This is a genomic window from Arthrobacter sp. B0316-5-4, assembly GCF_059090325.1.
The window spans coordinates 467,645-485,411 of sequence record NZ_JBNHFN010000002.1; the positions used below are offsets into that span (position 1 = coordinate 467,645).

Annotated in this window: 16 protein-coding genes; 13 read left to right on the plus strand and 3 right to left on the minus strand. The window is 62.8% G+C overall.

The annotated features are described in order from the left end of the window. Nucleotides 1-25 precede the first annotated feature (25 nt). The 13 genes from uvrA (at nt 26) to AC5RU9_RS06555 (ending at nt 14,502) form a co-directional block, all read left to right on the plus strand. On the plus strand, nt 26-2,953 hold the full coding sequence (gene uvrA, locus AC5RU9_RS06495) for an excinuclease ABC subunit UvrA (protein WP_494015802.1): 2,928 nt from the start codon (nt 26-28) through the stop codon (nt 2,951-2,953). A 61-nt stretch (nt 2,954-3,014) separates the two neighbouring features. Next, complete coding sequence (locus AC5RU9_RS06500) at nt 3,015-3,731, plus strand: HAD hydrolase-like protein (protein ID WP_494015803.1); 717 nt, start codon at nt 3,015-3,017, stop codon at nt 3,729-3,731. Then, the gene (locus AC5RU9_RS06505; RefSeq protein ID WP_211712617.1) at nt 3,718-4,386 is read left to right on the plus strand and encodes a lysophospholipid acyltransferase family protein; all 669 of its coding nucleotides are present in this window, start codon (nt 3,718-3,720) and stop codon (nt 4,384-4,386) included. Before AC5RU9_RS06500 ends, AC5RU9_RS06505 begins: the two co-directional genes overlap by 14 nt. A 62-nt stretch (nt 4,387-4,448) precedes the next feature. Continuing rightward, a complete protein-coding gene (uvrC, locus tag AC5RU9_RS06510; protein WP_494015804.1) occupies nt 4,449-6,464 on the plus strand; it encodes an excinuclease ABC subunit UvrC in 2,016 nt (671 codons plus the stop codon). Nucleotides 6,465-6,517: 53 nt separating this feature from the next. Further along, nucleotides 6,518-7,438, plus strand: a complete 921-nt coding sequence (rapZ, locus tag AC5RU9_RS06515; protein ID WP_211712619.1) for an RNase adapter RapZ — start codon at nt 6,518-6,520, stop codon at nt 7,436-7,438. Beyond that, the gene (locus AC5RU9_RS06520; RefSeq protein WP_211712620.1) at nt 7,438-8,454 is read left to right on the plus strand and encodes a gluconeogenesis factor YvcK family protein; all 1,017 of its coding nucleotides are present in this window, start codon (nt 7,438-7,440) and stop codon (nt 8,452-8,454) included. Before rapZ ends, AC5RU9_RS06520 begins: the two co-directional genes overlap by 1 nt. A 9-nt stretch (nt 8,455-8,463) precedes the next feature. Beyond that, nucleotides 8,464-9,444, plus strand: a complete 981-nt coding sequence (gene whiA / locus AC5RU9_RS06525) for a DNA-binding protein WhiA (protein WP_235521726.1) — start codon at nt 8,464-8,466, stop codon at nt 9,442-9,444. 174 nt (nt 9,445-9,618) lie between these two features. Continuing rightward, nucleotides 9,619-10,242 carry a superoxide dismutase gene (locus AC5RU9_RS06530; protein ID WP_211712622.1) on the plus strand — a complete coding sequence of 208 codons (624 nt, stop codon included), beginning with the start codon at nt 9,619-9,621 and terminating at the stop codon, nt 10,240-10,242. Nucleotides 10,243-10,512: 270 nt separating this feature from the next. Continuing rightward, nucleotides 10,513-11,523: a type I glyceraldehyde-3-phosphate dehydrogenase gene (gap, locus tag AC5RU9_RS06535; protein ID WP_024821016.1), complete on the plus strand. Its 1,011-nt coding sequence runs from the start codon at nt 10,513-10,515 to the stop codon at nt 11,521-11,523. A gap of 9 nt (nt 11,524-11,532) precedes the next feature. Beyond that, on the plus strand, nt 11,533-12,759 hold the full coding sequence (locus AC5RU9_RS06540; protein ID WP_494015805.1) for a phosphoglycerate kinase: 1,227 nt from the start codon (nt 11,533-11,535) through the stop codon (nt 12,757-12,759). A 75-nt stretch (nt 12,760-12,834) separates the two neighbouring features. Then, a complete protein-coding gene (tpiA, locus tag AC5RU9_RS06545) occupies nt 12,835-13,650 on the plus strand; it encodes a triose-phosphate isomerase (RefSeq protein WP_494015806.1) in 816 nt (271 codons plus the stop codon). A 36-nt stretch (nt 13,651-13,686) separates the two neighbouring features. Beyond that, nucleotides 13,687-13,944 (plus strand): preprotein translocase subunit SecG, encoded by a 258-nt coding sequence (secG, locus tag AC5RU9_RS06550; RefSeq protein WP_211712625.1) that lies wholly within the window; start codon nt 13,687-13,689, stop codon nt 13,942-13,944. Nucleotides 13,945-14,106: 162 nt separating this feature from the next. After that, nucleotides 14,107-14,502: an RNA polymerase-binding protein RbpA gene (locus AC5RU9_RS06555; protein WP_211712626.1), complete on the plus strand. Its 396-nt coding sequence runs from the start codon at nt 14,107-14,109 to the stop codon at nt 14,500-14,502. On the opposite strand, the gene pgl is transcribed toward AC5RU9_RS06555, so the two are convergent. Genes pgl through zwf form a run of 3 tightly spaced genes read right to left on the minus strand, consistent with a single transcriptional unit; the run spans nt 14,455 to nt 17,757 of the window. Further along, a complete protein-coding gene (gene pgl, locus AC5RU9_RS06560; RefSeq protein WP_494015807.1) occupies nt 14,455-15,273 on the minus strand; it encodes a 6-phosphogluconolactonase in 819 nt (272 codons plus the stop codon). The two genes, AC5RU9_RS06555 and pgl, sit on opposite strands and share 48 nt — an antisense overlap. Continuing rightward, complete coding sequence (locus AC5RU9_RS06565; protein WP_211712628.1) at nt 15,263-16,204, minus strand: glucose-6-phosphate dehydrogenase assembly protein OpcA; 942 nt, start codon at nt 16,202-16,204, stop codon at nt 15,263-15,265. Before AC5RU9_RS06565 ends, pgl begins: the two co-directional genes overlap by 11 nt. Further along, nucleotides 16,201-17,757, minus strand: coding sequence for a glucose-6-phosphate dehydrogenase (gene zwf / locus AC5RU9_RS06570; RefSeq protein WP_211712629.1), 1,557 nt, complete (start codon nt 17,755-17,757; stop codon nt 16,201-16,203). The genes AC5RU9_RS06565 and zwf overlap by 4 nt, the downstream gene beginning before the upstream one ends. Nucleotides 17,758-17,767: the final 10 nt, after the last annotated feature.

Here is a 17,767-nt window from a genome sequence, read left to right on the forward strand (position 1 = left end):
AGAAGTTTTCGATTAGCATTGGTAGGTGCCCAAAGCCTTAGCTGAAGATACCGCCATCGAATCGCCGAACAGCGTCCCAGCCGTTCTTGAAACCAAGCCCGCCAGGCCTGACCTGTCGCGCCTGGTGGTCAAGGGCGCCCGGGAACACAACCTTCGCAACGTGGACCTGGACCTGCCCAGGGACGCCATGATCGTGTTTACGGGCCTTTCGGGTTCCGGCAAGTCCTCGTTGGCTTTTGACACTATCTTCGCCGAAGGCCAGCGCCGGTACGTGGAATCGCTGTCTGCCTACGCGCGCCAATTCCTTGGCCAGGTGGACAAGCCCGATGTCGACTTCATCGAGGGCCTGTCACCTGCGGTGTCCATTGACCAGAAGTCCACCAGCAAGAACCCGCGCTCCACCGTGGGTACCATCACCGAGATTTATGACTACATGCGGCTTCTGTGGGCCCGCGTTGGCCGCCCGCACTGCCCGGTGTGTGGCGAGCCGATTACCCGGCAGACGCCCCAGCAGATCGTGGACCAGCTCCTGGAACTGGAGACCGGTACCCGCTTCCAGGTCCTCGCACCCGTAGTTCGCGGACGCAAGGGCGAGTTCGTTGACCTCTTCAAGGAACTGACCACCAAGGGCTACTCCCGTGCCCGCGTGGATGGCGAGTTGGTCCAGCTGAGCGATCCTCCCAAGCTGGGCAAGCAGTTCAAGCACACCATTGAAGTTGTGGTGGACCGCCTTGTCGTCAAGGAAGACATCAGCCAACGGCTCACGGACTCCGTAGAAACAGCCCTGGGCCTGGCCGAGGGACGCGTCCTGGTTGAATTCGTCGACCTGGATGCTGAGGATCCCGCACGCATCCGGGCGTTTTCCGAGAACCTGGCCTGTCCCAATGAGCACCCCTTGGCCATCGATGAGATCGAGCCGCGCTCCTTCTCGTTCAACAACCCCTTCGGCGCCTGCTCCGCTTGCAGTGGCATCGGTACCAAGCTTGAAGTCGACGAGGAACTGATTGTTCCCAACCCTGAGCTGTCGCTCGGCGAGGGCGCCATCGCCCCGTGGTCACTGGGTACGGCGACCACCGAATACTGGAACCGCCTCCTGGAGGGCCTGGCCCACGAACTGGGCTTCTCCATGAAGACCTCGTGGGAGAAACTCCCGAAGGACGTCCGCAACACCGTGCTTCACGGCAAAGACCACAAGGTTGTTGTCCAGTACAAGAACCGCTTCGGCCGGGAGCGTAAGTACAGCACCGGCTTCGAAGGCGCCATCCAGTACGTTCACCGGAAGCACGGGGAAACGGACTCGGATTGGGCCCGTGACCGCTACGAAGAATACATGCGGCAGATCCCCTGCCCTGAGTGCAACGGCGCGCGCCTCAACCCGGCGTCGCTGTCGGTGCTGATCAACGGCAAATCAATCGCCGAAGTCGCCGCCCTGCCGATGCGGGAATGCGCGGAGTTCCTGGGCACCCTGACGCTGACCAACAGGGAAGCTCAGATCGCCAACCAGGTGCTTAAGGAGATCCAGGCCCGGCTGACCTTCCTCCTGGATGTCGGCTTGGAGTACCTCAACCTTGAGCGGCCCTCCGGCACCTTGTCCGGCGGCGAAGCCCAGCGGATCAGGCTGGCAACCCAAATCGGCTCCGGCCTCGTGGGTGTGCTGTACGTCCTTGACGAACCGTCCATCGGCCTCCACCAGCGCGACAACCGGAGACTCATCGAGACGCTCACGCGCCTCCGAGACCTCGGAAACACGCTGATTGTCGTTGAACACGACGAAGACACCATCCAAGAGGCCGACTGGGTGGTGGACATTGGACCGGGCGCCGGCGAGCACGGCGGCCAGGTTGTGCACTCCGGCACCTACAAAGAACTCCTGGAGAACACGGAATCGCTGACCGGCGATTACCTGTCCGGTCGCCGGAGCATAGACATCCCCAAGAAGCGCCGCAAGTACGACAAAAAGCGCGAGTTGAAGGTTGTCGGCGCCCGGGAGAACAACCTCAACAACGTTGACGCGACGTTCCCCCTGGGACTTTTCACCGCCGTCACTGGCGTCAGCGGATCCGGCAAGTCCACGCTGGTCAACGAGATCCTCTACAAGGTGCTGGCCAATAAGCTCAACGGCGCCAAGCAGGTGGCCGGTCGCCACCGGACCGTGGCAGGACTGGAGCACCTGGACAAGGTGGTCCACGTCGACCAGAGTCCCATCGGCCGTACGCCCCGGTCCAACCCTGCAACGTACACCGGCGTCTTCGACAACATCCGCAAACTGTTCGCCGAGACCACCGAAGCCAAGGTCCGGGGCTACCAGCCCGGGCGGTTCTCCTTCAACGTCAAGGGCGGGCGCTGCGAGGCCTGCTCCGGTGATGGCACGTTGAAGATCGAGATGAACTTCCTGCCGGACGTCTATGTTCCCTGCGAGGTGTGCCACGGTGCCCGCTACAACCGGGAAACCCTTGAGGTCCATTACAAGGGCAAGACCATTGCCGACGTCCTCAACATGCCTATCGAGGAAGGTGCGGAGTTCTTTGCGGCTTTCACGCCCATTGCGCGGCATCTGAAGACCCTGGTGGACGTTGGCCTGGGCTACGTCCGGCTGGGCCAGCCTGCCACCACGCTGTCGGGTGGCGAGGCGCAGCGCGTCAAACTTGCAGCCGAACTCCAGAAGCGCTCGAACGGCAGGAGCATCTACGTCCTCGATGAGCCCACCACGGGGCTGCACTTCGAGGACATCCGGAAACTCCTGATGGTTCTCCAGGGGCTGGTGGACAAAGGCAACACCGTCATCACCATCGAACACAACCTGGACGTCATCAAGTCAGCCGACTGGATTGTGGACCTCGGCCCCAACGGTGGATCGGGCGGTGGCCGGATTATCGCAACGGGAACACCCGAGCAAGTGGCAAAATCCACTGAGAGCCACACCGCAACATTCCTGGCCGAGATTCTGGGATAGAAGTATTCCGGTAGCGGCATGCGAGTTTCAGGCATGCCGCTACTCGTGAGAAACTAACCCGGTGACTCAAACAAAGGTGCCCGTAATATTCGATCTGGACGGCACCCTTGTCGATCCTGCCGGCGGTATAACTGGGGGAATCTCGGCTGCCCTCAGGGAAATGGACCTTCCCGTCCCGGAGCAGGCCATCCTGAATTCCATGGTCGGACCCAAGCTCAGTGATTCGCTCCTGCATTTGGCGAATGTCCCCACCGAATTGGTGGACCAGGTTATTGATCGCTATCGGCGCCACTACAAAGAATCCGGTATCGCCCAGAGCAAGCTTTACCCGGGTATTTACGATCTCCTGCAGTACTTTGCTGAGTCCGGCCGTCCGGTGGCAGTAGCTACCCAAAAACCACAGTCCATTGCCCGACTGGTCCTTGAGCATCATGGCATTGCCGACTTCTTCGTCTCCATACGGGGCGCCGCCGACGACGAGTCCATGGGCGCCAACACGGCCTCCGGCAAAGTGGAAATCGTGGGCGCAGCCCTGGCCGACCTGCACTCGCAACCCGCAGTCATGGTGGGGGACAGGCACCAGGACGTAGCTGGTGCGATGGCAAACGGACTGGACTGCATCGGCGTCGGCTGGGGTTTTGCACCCGATGGCGAACTCGAGCAGGCCGGTGCAGTGACCGTGGTAGCAACCGCGCTTGAACTGAAAAGCACAATTGAAGAACTTGACGCTGTCCGCACGGCAGCCCTGAGCGAGGTACAAAACGATGGCAGTCTTTGATGCGATCCGGTGGACTACCCGCGGGCTCATTTCCTCCACGTGCCGCCCTACGGTCATTGGGTTGGAAAACGTACCCACTGACGGTCCGTTCATTGTTGCCCCCAATCATCTTTCCTTCCTGGACAGCGTGATCGTGCAGGCATTGATGCCCCGTCCGGTCGCGTTCTTTGCCAAAGCGGAATATTTCACCACCAAGGGCGTCAAGGGCGCCGTGATGAAATCCTTCTTTGAGGCCGTTGGTTCCATCCCCGTGGAGCGGGGCGAGCAGGCTGCAAGCGTCCAGGCGCTGAAGACCCTGCTGGATATCCTCGAGTCGGGCAAGGGCATCGGCATCTACCCCGAGGGCACCAGGTCCCGTGATGGAATCCTCTACCGTGGTCGCACAGGCGTGGGCTGGCTTGCGCTGACTACCGGCGCCCCCGTCATCCCGGTGGGACTGATCGGCACCGAGAAGCTGCAGCCGGCGGATAAGAACGCAGTCCGGCCCCAGCACTTCACCATGAAGGTCGGCGAACCGCTCTACTTCGAGAAGACGGGCCCGGATCATTCCCTGCCGGCCCGCCGCGAGGTCACGGACAAGATCATGGATGCCATTGCCCTGCTCAGCGGCCAGGAACGGTCCACGAGCTACAACCAGAGCAAGTCCGTGGACTAGCCACCCAGGTCCGCGGGTTGTCCGTGGCATCGGGTGTCGGTCCGGTTCACTAGACTGGAAACGTGGCAGATCCAGCAAGTTACCGACCCCAGACGGGTGAAATTCCCACCACGCCGGGTGTCTACCGTTTCCGCGACCCCCATGGCCGGGTCATCTATGTAGGCAAGGCCAAGAACCTCCGCTCACGGCTGAACTCGTACTTCGCCAACCCGGCAGGCTTGCTCCCCAAGACCCATGCCATGGTCCACGCGGCCAGCAGCGTCGAATGGACCGTGGTTGGCAGTGAACTCGAGTCGCTGCAGCTCGAATACACGTGGATCAAGGAATTCAAGCCACGCTTCAATGTCGTCTTCCGTGACGACAAAACGTATCCGTACCTCGCGGTGACCATGGGCGAAAAATACCCCAGGGTGCAAGTCATGCGTGGCGAGCGGAGGAAAGGGACCAGGTACTTTGGGCCCTACACAGCCGGGGCCATCCGGGAAACCATGGACACCCTACTGAGGGTATTCCCGGTCCGCAGCTGCAGTGCGGGAGTCTTCAAGCGGGCAGAGTCCAGCGGACGGCCGTGCCTCCTTGGCTACATCGACAAATGTTCAGCGCCATGTGTCGGCAGGGTCACTCCCGATGAGCACCGGGTGCTCGCAGAGGACTTTTGTTCGTTCATGGGCGGCGAAGCCAAACGCTTCATCAGCCGGCTGGAGAAAGAGATGGAATCGGCGGTAGCCGACCTCGATTACGAGCGCGCTGCCGGGCTCAGGGATGACATCATCGCCCTGCGCAAGGTCTTTGAGCGCAACGCCGTGGTCCTCGCCGAAGACACCGATGCCGACGTCTTCGCCTTGCATGATGACGAGCTGGAGGCCTCTGTCCAGGTATTCCACGTGCGCGGGGGCCGTGTCCGCGGCCAGCGCGGATGGGTGGTTGAGAAGGTCGAAGATGCCACCACTCCCGAACTCATCGAACATCTGCTGCAGCAGGTCTATGGCGAAGACAGCGAAGTCCAGGGGCGCATCCCACGGGAAGTCCTTGTCCCGGAAAACCCCAGCAACCACGCAGAGCTCGCTGAATGGCTAGGAGGCCTGCGCGGCGCCAAGGTGGACATCAGGGTGCCCCAGCGAGGGGACAAGGCTGCGCTGATGTCCACTGTCCGCGAAAACGCGGAGCAGGCCCTCAAGCTGCACAAGACCCGGCGCGCCGGCGACATCACTGTCCGGTCCTTGGCCCTCCAAGAGCTCCAGGAAGCCCTGGACATACCCGTGCCGCTGCTGCGCATAGAGTGCTTCGATATCTCGCATGTGCAAGGCACAAACGTGGTGGCGTCCATGGTGGTGGTCGAGGATGGCCTGCCCAAGAAAGCTGACTACCGCAAGTTCTCCATCACGGGTGCCGCAGCAGCAGACGACACCGCAGCCATGCATGACGTCCTTACGCGCAGGTTCCGGCATTATCTGGCGGATAAGGTCGCACAGGTGCCTGTTGTCTCCGGCGAAATCAGCAACCCCGCACGGCCCGGAAGCGCCCGCGCAGGTGAGGTGCCGCCGTCGGACCCCACCATGCCCGCACCCAAAGCCAAGTTCGCCTACCCACCCAACCTGGTGGTGGTGGACGGCGGACAACCGCAGGTTAACGCGGCATCGCGTGCCCTTGCGGAGCTGGGAATCGAGGACGTCTACGTCGTGGGCCTCGCCAAGCGGCTTGAAGAAGTCTGGTTGCCCGACAGCGACTTCCCGGTGATCCTGCCCCGAACCTCCCAGGGCCTGTACTTGCTCCAGCGGATTCGTGACGAAGCCCACCGCTTTGCCATCACCTTCCACCGGCAAAAGCGCGGCAAGGCCATGACAGTTTCCGTGCTGGACGGGGTGCCAGGCCTCGGTGAAGCCAAACGCAAGGCCTTGGTGGCCCATTTTGGGTCGCTCAAGAAAATCCGCGCCGCGTCGGTGGAGGAGCTCACCTCCGCCAAGGGCATCGGCCCTGCATTGGCTGCCGCAGTTGTCCAGCATCTGGGGTCCACTGCGGACTCCGACGAGGCAGCTCCGGCGATCAACATGACCACCGGCGAAATCCTTGAATCTTAGTTAGGGTAAGAACTTGCTGCAACGACCATTCCGAACTGAACGGGGAACACTTGATGGATGAGGCAACAGGGTCCGGCACGGAGCAGGACGGCCTCACGCCCGTCAAGCCACCGGAGGCGGAGCTGCTGGTAGTCACCGGCATGTCAGGGGCCGGGCGCAGCACGGCTTCGGATGCCTTGGAAGACCACGGCTGGTATGTCGTGGACAACCTGCCCCCGCAAATGCTGGGCACCCTGGCTGAAATCGTTTCGCACGCGCCCAAATCGATTCCTAAACTGGCCGTGGTGGTCGATGTCCGCAGCAAGGACCTCTTCACCGACATCCAGACGGCCCTGGGTGCGCTCAGCGCCACAGGCATCACTTTCCGGGTGTTGTTCCTTGACGCCAGCGACGAAGTGCTTGTCCGCCGCTTCGAGCAAGGCCGCAGGCCCCACCCGCTTCAAGGTGGCGGACGGATCCTCGATGGCATCGGTATCGAGCGCGAGGTCCTGAGGGAACTGCGCGAGCATGCTGACGTCGTCCTGGACACCACCGAGTTCAACGTCCACGGACTTGCCACGGCCATCACCGAGCTGTTCAGCGACACGGGACCTGTCACCCTGCGGTTGAACGTCATGAGCTTCGGCTTCAAGTATGGGCTGCCCGTGGACGCGAACTTCGTTGCCGACGCGCGTTTCATTCCCAACCCGCACTGGGTTCCGCAACTCCGGCCGCACACCGGTTTGGATGAAGACGTCAGCAACTACGTCCTGGCCGCTGATGGCGTCCACGAGTTCGTGGACCGCTACGTCAGTGCCCTGGAACCGGTACTGGACGGTTACCGTCAGGAGAACAAGCACTACGCCACGTTAGCCGTTGGCTGCACGGGAGGTAAGCACCGTTCGGTGGCCGTCGCCGTCGAGCTTTCAAAGCGCCTGGCGCAGTATCCCCGCGTCACCGTCACCACCACCCACCGCGACCTGGGGCGCGAATAGTGGGGGTCCTGACGGGCCCCCTGCCGCTCATTCCCCCGAAGGGCGTCCCCGGCAGCCAACAGAAGAAAAGCCCGTCGGTGGTCGCCTTGGGAGGCGGCCATGGACTGGCGGCGTCACTGTCGGCCCTGCGGCTGCTTACCTCCGAGCTGACGGCAATCGTCACGGTAGCGGACGACGGCGGTTCGTCCGGGCGTCTCCGCGACGAGTACGGCGTCCTCCCACCCGGGGACCTGCGGATGGCTTTGAGTGCGCTCTGCGACGATACCGACTGGGGACGCACCTGGCGTGATGTCATGCAGCACCGCTTTGACGCCGGCTCGGCCAAGGGTGGGTCCCTGGACAACCATGCCATGGGCAACCTGCTCATCGTCACGCTGTGGGAGTTGCTTGGCGACACCGTCGCCGGACTGAAATGGGCAGGGGCCCTGCTCGGCGCCCGCGGGCAAGTGCTGCCCATGTCCAGTGTTCCCCTCACCATTGAGGGCCAGGCCAGGGTGGAGCTTCCTGGCGGCGGCTATGAACTGCAGACCGTCCGGGGCCAGGCGAAATGCGCCGTGGCCGGGAAACTGGAGGATGTCACCCTCCTTCCCGAAGCCGCTCCCGCCTGCACGGAGGCGCTTACAGCCATCGAGCTGGCCGACTGGGTGATCCTTGGACCCGGCTCGTGGTACACCTCGGTGCTCCCGCATCTGCTGCTCCCTGAGCTTCGCCAAGCGCTTGGGGACACCGCGGCCAAGCGCTGCCTGACCATGAACCTGGACGTCGAGACCAAGGAAACCTCGGGCATGACGGCCGCTGACCATTTGGACGTCCTGCGCCGTTATGCACCCGAGTTCAGCGTGGATGTGGTTCTTGCCGACCCCGCCGCTATCCAGGATCTGAAGGCCTTCGAAAAGGCTGCCGGGATGCTCGGTGCCGAAGTGGTGTTGGGTAGAGTAGGGGCGTCGAGGCGCCGCCCCGTCCACGATCCATTGCTGCTGGCAGCGGCGTACCACGATATTTTCGGGAACAGTTAGGAACACACGATGGCACTTACTGCGTCGGTCAAGGACGAACTGTCCCGGCTGGACATCAAGAAATCTTCGGTCCGCAAGGCCGAGGTTTCAGCAATGCTGCGCTTTGCGGGCGGCTTGCACATCATTTCAGGGCGCATCGTCATTGAGGCCGAAGTAGACCTGGCCTCCACGGCACGGCGCCTGCGCGCCGCGATCGCCGAGGTTTACGGCCACCAGAGCGAAATCATCGTGGTTTCCGGTGGCGGCCTGCGCCGGGGGAGCCGCTACGTCGTCCGCGTGGTCCGGGACGGCGAAGCCCTGGCCCGGCAGACGGGCCTCCTGGACGGACGGGGCCGGCCGGTGCGGGGACTCCCATCCGTTGTCGTCAACGGTTCAGCAGCCGACGCCGAGGCTGTCTGGCGGGGCGCCTTCCTCGCACACGGTTCCCTGACGGAGCCGGGACGTTCCTCATCCCTTGAGGTCACGTGTCCCGGACCCGAGTCGGCCCTTGCCCTGGTGGGTGCGGCCCGGCGGCTCGGGATCCAGGCCAAGGCCCGCGAAGTGCGTGGCGTGGACCGTGTGGTGATCCGTGACGGCGACACCATCGCGACCCTCCTGACCCGTATGGGTGCCCATGACGCACTCATGGTCTGGGAGGAACGGCGTATGCGCAAGGAAGTCAGGGCCACGGCCAACAGGCTTGCCAACTTCGATGATGCCAACCTGCGCCGCTCAGCCCAGGCCGCCGTTGCGGCCGGTGCAAGGGTGGACCGCGCCCTGGAGATCCTGGGCGACGACGTGCCGGACCACCTGAAGTACGCGGGAGAGCTCCGTGTTGCCCACAAGCAGGCAAGCCTGGATGAATTGGGCCGGCTCGCTGATCCACCCATGACCAAGGACGCCATTGCGGGCCGTATCCGCCGCCTGCTGGCCATGGCCGACAAGCGTGCGCTGGACTTGGGTATCCCGGGCACTGAGGCGAATGTGACTCCCGAAATGATGGACGAGTAGCCCGCACCCATAGAATCGAAAAAGTGCGGAGGAAATACTGCGAGGGCCCCGCGGGTTGTTCCCGGTGGAGGCAAGAGCAGGCTTCTTCGCCAAGGATTTCCGGCCGGTCCGCTGGCCGGATGAAATAACGAGAGTTACCAACCCGGACTTCAGTCCATTACATTGGAGGATTTCGTGACAGAGTACGTTCTGCCCGAGCTCGGCTACGACTACGCAGCACTCGAGCCGCACATTTCGGCAAAGATCATGGAGCTGCACCACAGCAAGCACCATGCGGCCTACGTCGCAGGCGCCAACAACGCGCTCTCCCAGCTCGCTGAAGCACGCGACAAGGGCGACTTCGCCAACATCAACCGCCTCTCCAAGGACCTCGCGTTCCACACCGGTGGCCACATCAACCACTCCGTTTTCTGGAACAACATTTCCCCGGACGGTGGCGACAAGCCTGAAGGCGAACTCGCAGCAGCAATCGACGATGCTTTCGGTTCGTTCGATGCCTTCCGTGCACAGTTCAGCGCTGCTGCTTTGGCCCTGCAGGGTTCCGGCTGGGCTTTCCTGGCCTACGAGCCCATCGGTGGAAACCTGGTCATCGAGCAGCTCTACGATCAGCAGGGCAACGTCGCACTCGGCACCACCCCGCTGCTGATGCTGGACATGTGGGAGCACGCGTTCTACCTGGACTACGTGAACGTCAAGGCTGACTACGTCAAGGCGTTCTGGAACATCGCAAACTGGGCAGACGTAGCCAAGCGCTTCGAAGCTGCACGCACCAACGCCACGGGCCTCATCGTCCTCTAGTGGTGAGCTCTGGTTCACGCAGATGTAACAAAAGTCACTTTTAGCGTGAATTCCGGCTAAATGCTGGAAAGCCTGCCTCCGCAGTTGCGGGGGCAGGCTTAGTTAAACGTAAGATGGATCACGGAAGGCGGTTAGCCTTCAGCAACGTGGCTGGTCGCCCTCCGATCTGATAATCACCTCTGCCCAACGGCGTGCGGGGTCTGTTAGTTGGAAATATCTGATCCGACTCACTAGGCGTGCTTGCAAGAGCACCAAGGAGATTGACACATAGTGACCACCCGTATTGGTATCAACGGCTTCGGCCGCATCGGCCGCAACTACTTCCGCGCAGCACTGGCACAGGGCGCGGACCTTGAGATCGTCGCAGTCAACGACCTCACCAGCCCTGAGACCCTCGCCCACCTCCTGAAGTATGACTCCGTCGGTGGACGCCTCGCCCAGACCGTGGAAGTTGTCGATGGAAACCTGGTTGTCGACGGCAAGTCGATCAAGGTCCTGGCAGAGCGCGATCCCGCGAACCTTCCGTGGGGCGAGCTGGGCGTGGACATCGTTATCGAGTCCACCGGCTTCTTCACCAAGGCCGCCGCAGCGCAGAAGCACATCGACGCCGGAGCCAAGAAGGTCCTCATCTCGGCACCTGCCAGCGACGAAGACATCACGATCGTCATGGGCGTGAACCACGAGCTCTACGACCCCGCAGCGCACAACATCATCTCCAACGCGTCCTGCACCACCAACTGCCTCGGCCCGCTGGCCAAGGTTGTCAACGACGCCTTCGGCATCGAGCGTGGCCTCATGACCACGGTCCACGCCTACACGGCTGACCAGAACCTGCAGGACGGCCCGCACGGCGACCTGCGCCGTGCCCGCGCTGCCGCCATCAACATGGTTCCCACGTCCACCGGTGCAGCCAAGGCAATCGGCCTGGTCCTGCCGGAACTCAAGGGCAAGCTCGACGGCTACGCCATCCGCGTTCCCGTCCCCACCGGCTCCGCAACGGACCTCACGGTTACGGTTTCCCGCGAAGTCACGGTCGAGGAAGTCAACGCCGCTGTGAAGGCTGCAGCAGAGTCCGAACAGTGGGCGGGCATCCTGTCCTACACGGACGCCCCGATCGTCTCCTCGGACATCGTTGGCGACCCGGCGTCGTCCATCTTCGACTCCGGCCTCACCAAGGTCATTGGCAACCAGGTCAAGGTTGTTTCCTGGTATGACAACGAGTGGGGTTACTCCAACCGCCTCGTAGACCTCACGGAGCTCGTCGCATCCAAGCTGGGCTAGGGTAGACACATGACATCTCACACCCTCAACGAACTCATCGCTGAAGGTGTCCGCGGGCGGTACATTCTGGTCAGAAGTGACCTGAATGTGCCGCTCGACGGCTCTACAGTGACCGACGACGGCCGCATCAAAGCGTCCCTGCCGGTCCTCAAGAAGCTCTCGGACGCCGGTGCCCGTGTGCTCGTAACCGCCCACCTCGGCCGCCCCAAGGGTGCTCCCGAGGAAAAGTACTCCCTGAAGCCCGCAGCGGACCGTCTGGCTGAACTCGCGGACTTCTCAGTGCAGCTCGCCAAGGACACTGTCGGCGACTCCGCCAAGGAGCTGGCCAGTGGCCTGCAGGACGGTCACGTGCTTGTCCTGGAAAACGTACGCTTCGATGCACGGGAAACCAGCAAGGACGACGCCGAGCGCGGCGCGTTTGCTGACGAACTCGTGGCCCTGACAGGTGACAACGGCGCGTTCGTGGACGATGCTTTTGGCGCCGTGCACCGCAAGCACGCCAGCGTCTACGACGTCGCTAAGCGGCTGCCGTCGTACCTGGGCGACCTGGTCCACACCGAGGTCGAGGTTCTCCGAAAACTGACCACCGACACGCAGCGCCCTTACGTCGTGGTCCTCGGCGGCTCCAAGGTCTCGGACAAACTGGCTGTCATCAACAACCTTCTGGGCAAGGCCGACACCATCCTGGTTGGCGGCGGCATGCTGTTCACCTTCCTGGCTGCGGCCGGGCACAAGGTTGCCGGCAGCCTCCTTGAGGAAGACCAGATTCCTGTCGTCCAGGACTACCTCAACCGTGCCGCCGACGCCGGAACGTCGTTTGTGGTGCCTACTGACGTGGTGGTGGCCAGCCGTTTCGCAGCGGATGCCGACCACGAGGTTGTCAGGGCAGATGCCATTGAGGAGAGCACTTTCGGTGCTTCCGGCATCGGCCTGGACATCGGCCCGGAAACCGCGTCGGCTTTCGCCGCCCACATCGAGGGGGCCAAGACCGTCTTCTGGAACGGCCCCATGGGCGTGTTCGAATTCGAGGCCTTCTCGAGCGGCACCCGTGCCATCGCGCAGGCACTCACAGACACTGTGGCTTTCACAGTTGTTGGCGGCGGCGACTCCGCGGCCGCGGTTCGGACACTCGGCTTCGACGATTCACAGTTCGGCCATATCTCAACCGGTGGCGGCGCCAGCCTGGAATACCTTGAAGGCAAGGAACTTCCCGGGCTCAGCGTCCTGGACCGCTAAGCACCAAACCGGCCGGCAGGACGCGCATGCGTCCTGCCGGCCGTTCCACATCTCAACGTAATCTTTGGAGTTCATGTGACTACCTCTGCCAACGGCAACTTCGTCCGCAAGCCCTTCATCGCCGGCAACTGGAAGATGAACATGGACCACGTCCAGGGCATCACCTTGCTGCAGAAGCTTGCCTGGACCCTGTCCGACGCCAAGCACGACTACAACCGGGTGGAGGTGGCCGTCTTCCCTCCGTTCACCGATCTCCGCGGCGTCCAAACCTTGGTGCAGGGTGACGACCTGGACGTTGTCTACGGCGGCCAGGACCTGTCCCAGTTCGACTCCGGTGCTTACACCGGAGACATCTCCGGACAGTTCCTCAACAAGCTGGGCTGCGCCTACGTCCTGGTGGGACACAGTGAACGCCGCACCATCCACAACGAATCCGACGAAGTCCTCAACGCCAAGGTCAAGGCAGCCTTCCGCCATAGCCTCACTCCGGTGCTCTGCGTGGGAGAGGGACTGGAAGTCCGCCAGGCCGGAACGCACGTTGAGCACACGCTGGCCCAGTTGAGGGCCGGTGTTGAGGGTCTCACGGCCGAGCAGGCCGCTGAGCTTGTTGTGGCTTACGAGCCCGTCTGGGCCATTGGAACCGGGGAAGTAGCCGGTCCTGAGGATGCCCAGGAAATGTGTGCTGCCATCCGTGCCGAACTTGCCGTGCTCTTTGACGAAACGGTCGCGTCCAAGACACGGTTGCTGTATGGCGGTTCCGTCAAGGCCAACAACGCCGCGGCAATCATGGCTGAAAGTGACGTCGACGGTTTGCTTGTGGGTGGCGCCAGCCTGGACCCCGCGGAGTTTGCTAACATTGTCAGGTTCGAGAACCACCTGGTCACCGACTAGTCCGGCTCCCGATTTCCGCTTCTTCGAAAGGCCGTCGTGGACGTTCTTCAAGTCATTCTGCAGATCCTGCTGGGCATCACCAGCCTCCTGCTGACGCTGCTCATCCTCCTGCATAAGGGACGTGGCGGCGGTCTGTCCGACATGTTCGGTGGTGGAATGAGCTCAGGTCTGAGCTCCTCAGGTGTTGCCGAGCGCAACCTGAACCGCTTCACCATCATTCTCGGAATTACCTGGGGCGTAGTCATCATTGGCTTGGGCCTGATCATGCGTTTTGCTTCGGGCGGCGACTCCTAGTCGTCCCTGCAAGGGGAGGTTCCTTCACGGGAACCTCCCCTTTTTTCTTGCCCCACACCAAACAGCAGTGCCGCCGTCGGGCTCCCCGCATTAGAATGGCCGTGTTGGCCGCGAGGCCGCAGGGCCGTGACGGCCGACCACCGACTCGCTAGGGGTTCGAAAATGGTTCATGGCACGCCAGGTTACCGGGGCACCCGAGTGGGGGTCGCCCAAGGATCCGCACCCAGAAATCAGAGCGACCACGGCGAAGGGCAACAGCTGCCCCGTATCCGGGTCCCATACTGGTGCGCCAAGGGACACGAAACCCAGCTGGTCTTCCTCAAACTACCGGACGAGCAAATACCCAAGGCCTGGGATTGCCCCAAATGTGGGCTGCCTGCTTCCAGGGATCCCAGTCACCCGGCATCGTTGCGGCCTGAGGACGAAATCTTCAAGTCCCACTTGGATTACGTTAAAGAGAGACGCTCCAGCCAGGACGCCGAAGTGGTCCTGGCCGGAGCGTTGGAACGCTTACGCGCCCGCGGGGTCCTTCCGGACGAGTTGCTGGGGGACGCGTGACGCTGCGTTCTCGTCAATAAGCCACAGAGTCCGCGAACGGCCCACAGGGCCCGCTGCCGGGACCTGGACCGGATTGGCGCCGGCAAGGGCGAGCCCTACCGCGCCGGCCTTGTCCTCACCTGCCACGACCATCCATATTTCCTGGGCGGTGTTGATGGCCGGAAGCGTCAGTGAAATACGCGACGGCGGCGGCTTCGGGGAGTTCTCGACGCCCACCACCGTGCGCTTTTTCTCGCGGATACCCGCCTGTTCGGGGAACAGTGACGCCACGTGCGCGTCCGGGCCAACACCGAGAAGGAGGATGTCGAAGCGGGGGAGTACGCCCGGGTGTTCCGGCCTGTCATCGGACATGTCCGCTGCGTGCTCCGCCTCCGCGGCAGCCTTCAGCTCATCGGCGTAGGCAGCGGCTGCTTCCTCCGCGGAAGCGAACTGGTCCGCCGATCCAGGTTCGTGAATGCGTGCCGGATCCACGTCCAGGTGCGACAAAAGCGCCTGGTGCGCCTGGCGCGTGTTCCTGTCGTCGCTGTTAGCGGCAACGAAACGCTCATCGCCCCACCAGAAGTTGACCTTGGACCAGTCCACTGCCGGAGCCGCAGCCGAATCGGCCACCGCCTTCAGGGTTCCAATGCCAACAGTGCCGCCCGTCAGGACTACCGTGGCTTCGCCGTGTTTGTCCTGGACATCCACAAGCTTGGTGATGAGGCGGGCCGCAATGGCGGCCATCAGCACCTTCGAGTCGGGGTGAATGCTTACTCTTGGCTCAGCGTGCACTGGTCTGGACTCTCCTCTGGCTGGTAAGTGGCAGTCCCATCGTAATCACTTCTCCGAAGACTTCGTCGGGATCAAGCCGACGCAGTTCCTCGGCCAAGCAGTCCTTGAGGCTCCGGCGGGGGAGCGTGATCCGCTGCGCCGGCTGTCCCGGCTGCGTCAGTTCAGCCACGGACAGGCCGGGACGGAACAACTGCACATCGCCGCTGGCACGCGTCAGGCGGACACGTCGGATGCCCGTGCCTGCGGGATCGGCCACGATCGTGACAGGTGCCTGCAAGGCAAGGCTCAGCCAGGCAGCGAGCAACAACGTACTGGGAGAATCCGAGGCTCCCTCCACCGCAACAGCCGAAACAGGGTCACCGTCCACCTGGTCAAACACAGCGGCCAGCTGCATGCGCCAGTTGGTCAGCCGGGTCCAAGCGAGGTCGGTGTCACCGGCCTTGTAGGTGGACCGGATGTTTTCCAGCGCCAGGCGAGGGTCCGGTTCGTTGGCCGAATCCGTGATCCGGCGGTGCGCGATGCGGCCAATCGAGGTCTCACACGCGCTTTCCGGTGCACCGTGCGGCCACCAGGCAACGATCGGGGCATCCGGAAGCAGCAGGGCCGCCACAAGCGATTCGCTTTCGTGGGCCATGTGGCCATGGCCGCGCAGGACGATGACTTCGGAGGCACCGGCGTCGCCACCCACGCGGATCTGAGCGTCCAAGCGGTCCGGGCCTTCAGCGCCGGCGTCGGCGAGGACGATGATCCGGCAGGGGTGTTCCCGGCTGGCTTCGTTGGCAGCCTCGATGGCCTCCTCTTCGAGCCCCGACTTCGTCACGACCACCAAGGTCAGGACACGGCCCAAGGCGATCACGCCGCCTTGCTCGCGCAGCGACGTGATCTTCTTGGAGACCTTGGAAGTAGTGGTATCGGGAAGATCTACGATCATGGCCTTCTCCAGGTTCGTCCGTCACGGGCCAGCAGGGCATCGGCCGAGGCCGGTCCCCAGCTGCCGGGTGCGTAGGGTTGCGGTTGTTCATCGAGCCCGGCCCAGTATTCCTCGAACGGGTCAAGGATCTTCCAGGAAAGTTCGACTTCCTGATGGCGGGGGAACAGGGGCGGCTCGCCCAGGAGCACGTCCAGGATGAGGCGTTCATACGCTTCGGGGCTGGACTCCGTGAATGAGTGCCCATAACCAAAGTCCATGGTGACATCGCGGACTTCCATTTGCGTGCCCGGTACCTTGGAACCGAAACGGATCGTGGCGCCCTCGTCGGGCTGCACGCGGATCACCACGGCGTTCTGGCCGAAGTCGTCCTCACCGTGGTCACGGAACAGCAGGTTTGGTGCACGCTTGAACACCACGGCGATTTCGGTGACACGGCGGCCCAGGCGCTTGCCGGCACGCAGGTAGAACGGAACTCCGTTCCAACGGCGGGTGTTGATGTCGACCCTGATCGCAGCGTAGGTTTCGGTCTTGGAGTCGGCGGGGATGCCGTCCTCGTCCAGGTAACCGAGGACTTTCTCGCCGCCCTGCCAACCACCGGTGAACTGGCCCCGCGCGGAGTGCGTGGAGAGGTCATCGGGCAACTTGACGGCGGCGAGGACCTTCTCCTTCTCAGCACGCAGGTCATCGGCGTTGAACGAGATCGGCTCTTCCATCGCGGTCAGGGCGAGCAACTGCAGCAGGTGGTTCTGGATGACGTCACGGGCCGCACCCACGCCGTCGTAATAGCCTGCACGCCCACCGGTGCCGATGTCCTCCGCCATGGTGATCTGGACGTGGTCCACGTAGTTGGCGTTCCAGAGCGGCTCGAACAACTGGTTCGCGAAGCGCAGTGCAAGGATGTTCTGCACCGTCTCCTTGCCCAGGTAGTGGTCGATCCGGAAAACGGCGTCCGGCGGGAACACTGATTCGACAATGTCGTTCAGCTGCCGAGCGGATTCCAGGTCATGGCCGAACGGCTTCTCGATCACCACGCGGCGCCACTGGCCCGGCTTGGCTTGGGCCAGGCCGTGCTTGGACAGCTGCCGGCAGACTTGCTCGAACGCCTTGGGCGGGATGGACAGGTAGAAGCCGTGGTTACCGCGGGTCCCACGGGTTTCATCGAGCTCATCCAGCACATCACCGAGACGCTCGAAGGCGTCGTCGTCGTCGAACTCGCCCTGAACAAAGCGAATACCGGAGGCGAGCTGCTCCCAGACCGCTTCGTCGAACTTCGTCCGGGCGTGCGCCTTGACGTTTTCCTTGACCTCGGCCGCAAATTCGGCGTTATCCCACTCACGGCGACCAAAACCCACCAGGGCAAAGCTCGGAGGGAGCAAGCCACGGTTGGCGAGGTCGTAGACCGCGGGCATGAGCTTCTTACGGGCGAGGTCGCCGGTGACTCCGAAGAACACCAACGACGAAGGCCCGGCGATGCGGTTCAGGCGCCGGTCCCGCGGATCCCGCAAAGGGTTCCGCAGGCCAGCGTTCTTCCTGCCATTTTCAGTTTCTGGCATGTTGTGTTTT